Genomic DNA, 1,740 nt, shown 5'->3' with positions numbered 1-1,740 from the left:
GCATTATACCCTCCCAATGCCTAAAATTCTCGTCATCGCTCTGCTTTTTGCAGCGAGCTATGCAACTGCTATGGAACGCCCATCGTGGGCGGGTTTCTTTGCTAATTGCAAAAATGAACAAATTGATTCTGTGAGGTTTCCTTTTATTAAAGGGGAGGCAGATCGAGTCAAGTGGGCGGATATGGAGCCCAAGCCTGGAGTCTATGACTGGTCACAAATGGACTCTCACATCCGCAATGCCGTTAAGGGTAACTACTACTACTATTTCGTCCTATGGACCGGACCGCACGCGCCTGAATGGATTTATGAAAAAGGAGTGCCGAAAGTGACTGTGAGTGGAGGAAAGGGCAAAGAATATTTTCCGTACTACCTCGACGAAAACTACATCAAATACTTCCACTCCTTTATCGGTAAACTGGCGGAGCACATCGCCTCTCTCCCTGAGGAGCAGCGAAAAGCCATTGCATTCATTCAGCCGGCCTTTGGCTCGACCGGTGACAGGCAACTTTACAAAGGCACTCCTCAAGACGCGAAATATAAGATCAGTGCCCAGCAGTATTTGGAATTCTGCAGTGGAGCGACAAAGCGGTTTTATGAAGCTTTCAATAAGGCGGAACTCAAGCACATCAAGTTTCTGTTTAATGTGGCCGATGAGAGTAGTCCCGGTGAAGCCAAGGCCAAGGGAGCAAGAGCAGGGGAACAGCTTTACGCAAACTGGCTTCGCCAGAACTACCCAATCGAACTCCGTAAACAGCAATTTACGATCGCCATCGGTTATCAGGCCAACGGCGAAATCGAGCAGGATACCGAATTGCGTCCCGCTTTTTATGGGCTGAATGGCAAGGAACCGGATTTTGTGCGCGGCGAGTTTTCCAAATTTGGTCAGGGCGGGATCTTTGAGGAAAATCCTATCTGGAATTACTATTGGACTGCCATTTCTACGGTGGATCGGGGTCTTGATCTCTGGGAAGTAGATTACCGCACTGTAGAAACAGGCAAATACGATGAGGGGTTTGCGTTCGCCAACCGCTATTCCTACTACAAGCGACCTCAGACCAGCCCGTATGCCTTTATCGCACTGCGTGACGTGCTTGATAGTGCGGATATCGTTCGCTTCCCTGAAGGGGCCTATGGCAAGGCCGTGCAGAGCAACAGAGAGCGTGTGGAGAAAATTGAATCAGAATTCCAAAAGTATGGGGCAAAAGTTGGCGACCTAGATGCGGTGACCTCCCTGACAGGATCCGGTTATCTCTTGGAGGCGAAAGCGATGAACGATGTCGGCTTCGGGTTGATCGCTAGAAACTACAGCCGGTTCATCACCCAGATCGATGCGAATAAAAACAGTGTCGGATTGTGGCGAGTCGGGCCTGCGGATCAGCCTTACGGCCGCTATGCACGTGCTTTTGAACATAAGTCAGGCAAGGACGCGCTCTACTTCGGATTCGACAAAGACTTCTTTAGAAAAGACGGTAATCCGGTCGGCCCTTTGACCTTCCGAGTTGTGTGGCTTGACAACTCAACAGGATCCTGGGGCTTCTCTTATGACGCCGGAAAAGAGGGCTTCAAATCGGCAAAGACGTTTGTGGGGCAGGGAACGGGACGGTGGCGCGAAGAGACGTTTACGATTACGGACGCTATGATGAATCATAATGGTCCGCAAGGCGCAGATATTGCTTTGGTCAATCTTGACGACAAAGATAAAGTATTTCACCTCATCGAACTTCAGCGAGAGGTTACTAC

General features: G+C 49.8%; 1 protein-coding gene. It reads left to right on the top strand.

Annotated elements, in window-relative coordinates; all coding sequences use genetic code 11:
- The coding region (locus WCO51_13525; GenBank protein ID MEI6514273.1) for a hypothetical protein at positions 1-1,740 on the top strand (1,740 nt) is incomplete at both ends.

The organism is bacterium, from assembly GCA_037131655.1.
Lineage (GTDB): Bacteria > Armatimonadota > Fimbriimonadia > Fimbriimonadales > JBAXQP01 > JBAXQP01.
Note: the sequence above shows the minus strand (reverse complement) of the source record. Positions and strands in the feature narration are given on the sequence as shown.